Consider the following 7,107-nt stretch of genomic DNA (forward strand, 5'->3'; position numbering starts at 1 on the left):
GGGGCGCAGTCCCCTGGCGGGGGTCGAAGGGGCGGAGCCCCTGGGGACGGGACGGGTAGGGGCGGCGGGGGCGACGAACCGCCCCCGCCCCCGAACCGCACGCGTCAGCCCCGCCCCTCCACCGCCGGCGCCGACCCCGGCAGCGGCCGCCCCGCGGACTCGGCCATCCGCCACACCGCGAAGCCGCCGACGACGGCCGCGGCCATCATGTAGTAGGCGGGCATCATCATGTTCCCGGTCGCCCCGATCAGCGCGGTGACCACCAGCGGAGTCGTGCCGCCGAAGAGCGAGACGGACACGTTGAAGCCGATCGACAGCGACCCGTACCTGACCCGGGTCGGGAACAGCGCGGGAAGCGCGGCCGGCATGGCCGCCGTGAAGCAGACCAGCAGGAGCCCCAGCGCACCCGTCCCGAGCGCGACCGCGACGAGGCTGCCCTGGCGGATCAGCAGCAGTGCGGGGACGGACAGCAGGAGGAAGCCCGCGCAGCCCACCGCGATGACGGGCCGGCGGCCCACGCGGTCGGACAGGGCGCCCGCGAACGGCTGGACGATCATCATCAGGGCCATCACGCCGAGGATGACGAGCAGGCCGTGCGTCTCGTCGTACTTCAGCTCACTGGTGAGGTAGCTCGGCATGTACGACAGCAGCATGTAGTCCGTGACGTTGAAGACCAGGACCAGGCCCATGCACAGCAGCAGGGCCTGCCACTGACCCGCCAGCATCTCGCGCACCGGGACCTTCGGCCGGTTCGTCTCGGCCTTCTCGACCTCGGCGGCGAACGCCGGGGTCTCCTCCAGGCGCATCCGCAGGTACAGGCCGATGATGCCCATCGGGCCCGCGACCAGGAACGGCACCCGCCAGCCCCAGGTCAGCAGGGAGTGCGAGGACAGCAGCGCCGTCATCAGGGTGACCAGGCCCGCGCCGCCGATGTAGCCCGCCAGCGTGCCGAACTCCAGCCAGCTGCCGAAGAAGCCGCGCTTCTTGTCCGGTGCGTACTCGGCGATGAAGGTGGAGGCGCCCGCGTACTCGCCGCCGGTGGAGAAGCCCTGCACCAGCCGGGCGGCGAGCAGCAGCAGCGGAGCGCCCACGCCGATCGACCCGTACGACGGGATCAGGCCGATCGCGAAGGTGCCCACCGCCATCATGATCATGGTGAGCGCGAGGACCTTCTGCCGGCCGACGCGGTCGCCGAGCGGGCCGAAGACCAGGCCGCCGAGCGGGCGGACCAGGAAGGCCGCGGCGAAGGCGCCGAAGGTGGACAGGAGCTGGGCGGTCGGGCTCCCGGAGGGGAAGAAGACCTTGCCGAGGGTCACCGCGATGTAGCTGTAGACGCCGAAGTCGAACCACTCCATGGCGTTGCCCAGCGCGGCGGCCTTCACGGCACGCTTGACCAGCGCCGGTTCGGTGACGGTGACCCGGGGGACGGCGGAGGACCTCCCGGAGGCCGGGGACTTCGGGGAAGCGGACGCGGGGGCGGCTGCGGCACTCGCCAAGACTTCGCTCGCCTGCCTTTCGACGGGGACAAGGGACACGGTCCGCACGCCGACGGGCGGGCCGAAAAGCGACCATAGGGGGACACGTGCCCCTCACGGGCCGCAGGCATTTCAATGCAGTGTGCAACTAAATGGGGTCTGTGCAGGCACGGAAGCCGACGCGCGCGCCCGTTTCCGGCCGCCATGCTGTGATCCTTCTCGCGCCGGGGGGCTTCCCCCTGGCCCCGCCTCGCCTGCCTCCAGCGGCGGCGTCAGGGAAAGCTCCTCACTGCGCCTTCCGCATCCTACGTCTGGTCCGGAAATGTGTCGTACTTATTTTTCGTAGTCGGTTCGGCGTCTTCCCGGGGAGCCCCTGAGGGATGCGCGGCAATTGGAGAGTTTTGTTGCATTTGTATAGCGCCATCGGCCGGGGAACTCAAAAACTGTGACGGTACATCCCCTTGACCGCACCTCAGATAGGGCGCCTAATTTCTTCGCACCAAAGCGGATGCAGTCGTCCGCTCGCGTTACCGCCAGTACTTGTTCCCGCCGCTTCCCCGGGCGCCCACGACGCAGTGGAGTAACTCATGACCGCAAGACGGCCATTCGCCGCCGAAGGCAGAGCGTTCACCGACCGGCGCGCGGCGCTGCTGGCCGGTTGTCCGGCCACACTCCTGCTGACCGGCACCGTGGCCTGCGGTGCCGGTGGGGCGGCGACGACCGGCAGGGACGGTTTCGACCAGGTCGCCCAGAGGGACGGCGCGCTCACCGTCCGGGGTGACTCGCCAGTGGTCGGACATGGCCGAGATCTGGCGTCTCGGTGATCCCCCGTCGGACACACCGCCGGCCGCCGGCGACCAGTGACCCCACCCCCAGAGAGAAGACCAACCGGATGAGACGTGCACGCATCTTCGCGGGCCTGCTGCAGGCGCTGGCGCTGGCCGCGGCCGCCGCTGTCGGACTGCCCGCACAGCAGGCCCACGCCGCCGGCGTGACCAACCTCTACGTCGACCCGAGCGGAGGGCGCGACAGCAACTCCGGCACCAGCGTCACTTCGGCCTTCCGTACCATCGGCAAGGCCCAGAGGACGGTCCGCGCGCTGAAGGCACGGATGTCGCGGGACATCGTGGTCAACCTGCGCGGGGGAACGTACGCCCTCACCAAGCCGGTCGAGTTCACCCCCGCCGACTCCGGCCGGAACGGCCACTCGGTCGTCTACCAGGCCTATGGCACCGAGACCCCCGTCGTGACCGGCGGCAGGACCGTCAAGGGCTGGACCGCGGCGGGCGGCGGCCAGTACAAGGCCCCGATCGGCGACCTCGACTTCCGGCAGATGTACGTCGACGGAGCGCGTGCCACGCGTGCGCGCTACCCGGACGTCGGCTCCGACTTCCAGCTCCAGGCGAGCGACAAGACCGGCAAGGTCCTGAAGGTGCTGGGTTCGCAGGTCGCCTCGTGGAACCACTTCGACGAGGTCGAGATGGTCCTCCAGCTCCAGTGGGCGGAGAGCTACCTGCGGCTGAAGTCGTACACGACCAGCGGCGACCTGGCGAGCGTGTCCCTCCAGGACCACGAGGCGGGCATCCTGTTCCAGCGCCCCTACCCCCTGCTGTCGAACGGCTCAGCGCTGCACTTCGAGAACGCCCATGAGTTCCTGAACGAGCCGGGCGAGTTCTACGTCGACACGCACGAGCACATGGTCTATTACATGCCCCGCGCCGGGGAGTCCATGTCGACGGTGAACGTGCAGGTCCCGACCCTGGAGACGCTCTTCGACATCAAGGGCGACAGCCTCGACGAGCCGGTCCACGACCTCCGCTTCTCCGGGATCACCTTCGCCCGGACGACCTGGATGGAGGCGACCGAGAGCGGCATGCTGAACGCCCAGGGCGGCACCTACAACCTCTCCGCCGACACCAGTAACAACCAGTACGTCGGCCGCCCTCCGGCCGGTGTCCAGGTGGCCGACGCCGACGACGTCTCCTTCACCGGCAACACGTTCACCCAGATGGGCTCGACAGCCCTGGACCTGCACCACGGCGTCCACGACTCGACCGTGACCGGCAACATCGTCAGCGACACGGCGGGCAACGGCATCATGGTCGGCAAGTTCTCCGACCCCGGCGTCGAGTACCACACCGTCTACGACCCGCCCGCCTCACCGGCCGGTGAGGACGTCCGCGAGGTCGTCTCCGGCGTCACCGTCACCAACAACCTGATCAACCGCACCGGCCAGGACTACCTCGGCACCGCCGGCATCAACGCGGGCTTCGTCCACGGCACCACCATCGACCACAACGACATCTCCGACTCACCGTGGGCGGGCATATCGCTCGGCTGGGGATGGCAGGCCGCAGCCAACGCGCTGGGTGACAACTCGGTCAGCCACAACCGCATCGGCAACGTGCAGAACCAGCTCTGCGACACCGCCGGCATCTACCACCTCTCCAACGACCCCGGCACGGTCATCGACGCCAACTACATCCACGACGTGGTGCGCTCGCCCACGGCCTGCGGGTCGGCCGTGGCCGGCATCTACCTCGACGAGGGCTCGGACAACCTGACCGTCTCCGACAACGTGCTCTCCCACACCGACAATTTCATCCAGCAGAACGTCAACGGTTCCCACGTCACCCTGAGCGGCAACGCGACGACCGGCACCTCGGTCATGCAGGCCGCCGGGCTCCAGCCGGACTACCAGGGACTGGCGGCGCGGCTCAACCTCGCCTACGGCAGGTCCGTCTCCTCGTCCTCCGTCTACGGCTCCGGCTGGGCGGCGGCCAAGGCCGGCGACAACGACCCGGCGACGGGCTGGTCCCCCTCGGCGAGCGACACCTCGGCCTGGTGGCAGGTCGACCTCGGCAAGGCGTACGCGCTGAGCCAGTTCTCGCTCACCACCCGGCAGGACGTCGACCAGCCGGCGACGCGCCACAACTTCGAGGTCCGTGGATCCAACGACCCCGCGTTCGCCACGTACAGGGTGCTGGGACGCCAGGACAGCACGACCCTGCCGTACGGAGCGACCCTCACGGGCAGGATCGACGTCCATCAGAAGTTCCGCTACCTGAGGATCGCCAAGACCGACGGCGCCTACTTCTACGTCGCCGACTTCAGCGTGCAGCGGGCCGGCGGCGCACTGGACGGCTCGGTCGCCACACCCGCCTTCGACGCCTCGACGTACTACACGATCAAGAACGTCAACAGCGGACTGCTGGCGGACGTGTCCGACAACTCCACGTCCGACGGTGGGAGAGTCGTCCAGTGGGCGAATGACTCGGGCACCAACCAGCAGTGGAACATCCTCCCGGTCAGCGGTGACCTCTTCAAGATCGTCAACCGCAACAGCGGCAAGGTCCTCGACGTCTACAACAAGTCCCACTCCAAGGGCACCGCGCTGGTCCAGTGGACCTACCACGGCGACAACAACCAGCTCTGGTACTTCGAACCGGCGGGCGACGGCTACGTCATCCGCAACCTCGAGACGAAGCAGGCCATGGAGGTCGGGGGCGCCTCGACCGCGAACGGCGCCACTGTCAACCAGTGGATGGCCCTGAACCAGACCAACCAGCTCTGGACGATCCAGTGACGGCGCACTGACGGTCCAGAGGCCGAGTCGTACGGGCCGAGTCGTACGGGCCGAGTCGTACGGGCCGGGCCGGCGGCGCCGGGAGCCGCCGGCCCGGGTTCGAGGGGGCCCGGGTTCGAGGGGGCCCGAGGGGGTCCCGAGGGTGTCAGGCCGTGGTGACCCTGAGCTCCTTCACACCGTTGACCCAGGCCGAGCGGAGGCGGCGGGGCTCGTCGGCGAGGGTCAGGCCCGGCATCGCGTCCGCCACCGCGTTGAAGATCAGGTCGATCTCCAGGACGGCCAGCGACTTGCCCAGGCAGTAGTGGGGACCGCCGCCGCCGAAGCCGAGGTGCGGGTTGGGGTCGCGGGTGATGTCGAAGGCGTCGGGGTCGGTGAACACCTCGGGGTCGTGGTTGGCGGAGGCGTAGAACAGGCCGACGCGGTCGCCCTTCCTGATGTGCTTGCCGCCGAGCTCCGTGTCCTGCGTGGCCGTGCGCTGGAAGGAGTTCACCGGGGTGGCCCAGCGGACGATCTCCTCGGCGGCGGTCGACGGGCGCTCGCGCCGGTAGAGGTCCCACTGGCCGGGGTGGGTGAGGAACGCGTGCATGCCGTGGGTGATGGCGTTGCGGGTGGTCTCGTTGCCCGCGACCGCCAGCATCAGCACGAAGAAGCCGAACTCGTCCGAGTTGAGGTTGCCCTCGTCCTCCGCCGCCACCAGCGTGGTCACGATGTCCTCGGCCGGGCACCGCTTGCGGTCGGCGGCCATGTTCATCGCGTACGCGATCACCTCGGTGGCCGATTCCTGGCCGATCTCCTTGGTGATCGCGTACTCCGGGTCGTCGTACGCGATCATCCGGTTCGACCAGTCGAAGATCTTCGCCCGGTCGTCCTGCGGGATGCCGATCAGTTCGGCGATGGCCTGGAGCGGCAGTTCGCAGGCCACCTCGGTGACGAAGTCGAAGGGCCCGGAGCGGGCCCGGGCCGACTCGACGATCGCCCGCGCGCGGGCGCGCAGGCGGTCCTCCAGGGCGCGGATGGAGCGCGGGGTGAAGCCGCGCTGGACGATCTGCCGGACCCGGGTGTGCTCGGGCGGGTCCATGTTCAGCAGGATCAGGCGCTGCGCGTCGATCGCGTCCCGTTCCATGTCCTCGGTGAACCGGATGATGGCCGTGTTGAGCCAGGAGGAGAAGATCTCCGGGTGCGTGGAGACGTACTTGACGTCCGCGTGCCGGGTCACGGCCCAGTAGCCGTCGTCCGCGAACCCGGCCAGGCCGTGCGGCTGCGGTATCCAGCGGACCGGTTCGGCCTGCCGCAGTTCGGCGAACTCCGGGAGCGGGACGCGGTGGTGCAGCAGGTCGGGGTCGGTGAAGTCGAACCCGTCGGGCAGCGCGGGACAGGGCATGGGCGACTCACTCCCACCATTCTGACGGTCCATCAGGAACTGAGGTTCCGGTGAACGTAGTAACGGGTTCTACAAGTCGCAAGGGGCGCGGCGACTCCAATTGCTTGCATCCCCCTTGCGGTTGCGGACCCCCTGTCCGCAGACTGCACACAGAACTAGAACGCGTACTAGTTCTGCGCGGCGGGTGGCCGGGACGCCCGCGCCGCGCGGGTTGACCGGGCCTGCCCGCCGGACAGGCCCTAGGGAGAGGACGCACCCCCATGGCCTCGGAGCCCGTGATCGTCGAAGCCGTACGCACCCCCATCGGCAAGCGCGGCGGCGCGCTCGCCAACCTCCACCCCGCCTATCTCCTGGGCGAGACCTACCGCGAACTCCTCGGCCGCACCGGCATCCCCGCCGACGCCGTCGAGCAGATCGTCGGCGGCACGGTCACCCACGCCGGCGAGCAGTCCATGAACCCGGCGCGCACGGCCTGGCTGGCCATGGGGCTGCCGTACGAGACCGCCGCGACGACGGTCGACTGCCAGTGCGGCTCCTCCCAGCAGGCTTCGCACATGGTCGCCAACATGGTCGCGGCCGGGGTCATCGACGTGGGGATCAGCTGCGGCGTCGAGGCCATGTCCCGCGTGCCGCTCGGGTCCGGCTCCAAGCACGGCCCCGGCAAG

Annotated in this window: 3 protein-coding genes and 1 pseudogene; 2 read left to right on the top strand and 2 right to left on the bottom strand. The window is 69.3% G+C overall.

The window, feature by feature from the left end; all coding sequences use genetic code 11:
- Positions 1-104: 104 nt before the first annotated feature.
- Complete coding sequence (proP, locus tag ABZX30_RS30865; protein WP_355939348.1) at positions 105-1,496, bottom strand: glycine betaine/L-proline transporter ProP; 1,392 nt, start codon at positions 1,494-1,496, stop codon at positions 105-107.
- Between the two features lie 871 nt (positions 1,497-2,367).
- On the opposite strand from proP, the gene ABZX30_RS30870 reads away from it, so the two are divergent.
- Positions 2,368-5,061 carry an RICIN domain-containing protein gene (locus tag ABZX30_RS30870; protein WP_355939350.1) on the top strand — a complete coding sequence of 898 codons (2,694 nt, stop codon included), beginning with the start codon at positions 2,368-2,370 and terminating at the stop codon, positions 5,059-5,061.
- Positions 5,062-5,206: 145 nt separating this feature from the next.
- Here ABZX30_RS30870 and ABZX30_RS30875 read toward each other — a convergent pair whose 3' ends face one another.
- Positions 5,207-6,442, bottom strand: coding sequence for a cytochrome P450 (locus ABZX30_RS30875; RefSeq protein ID WP_355939352.1), 1,236 nt, complete (start codon positions 6,440-6,442; stop codon positions 5,207-5,209).
- A gap of 260 nt (positions 6,443-6,702) precedes the next feature.
- On the opposite strand from ABZX30_RS30875, the pseudogene ABZX30_RS30880 reads away from it, so the two are divergent.
- Positions 6,703-7,107, top strand: a pseudogene (locus ABZX30_RS30880) (steroid 3-ketoacyl-CoA thiolase); the annotation flags it as partial.

It is taken from the genome of Streptomyces sp. NPDC004542 (assembly GCF_040610035.1).
GTDB lineage: Bacteria > Actinomycetota > Actinomycetes > Streptomycetales > Streptomycetaceae > Streptomyces.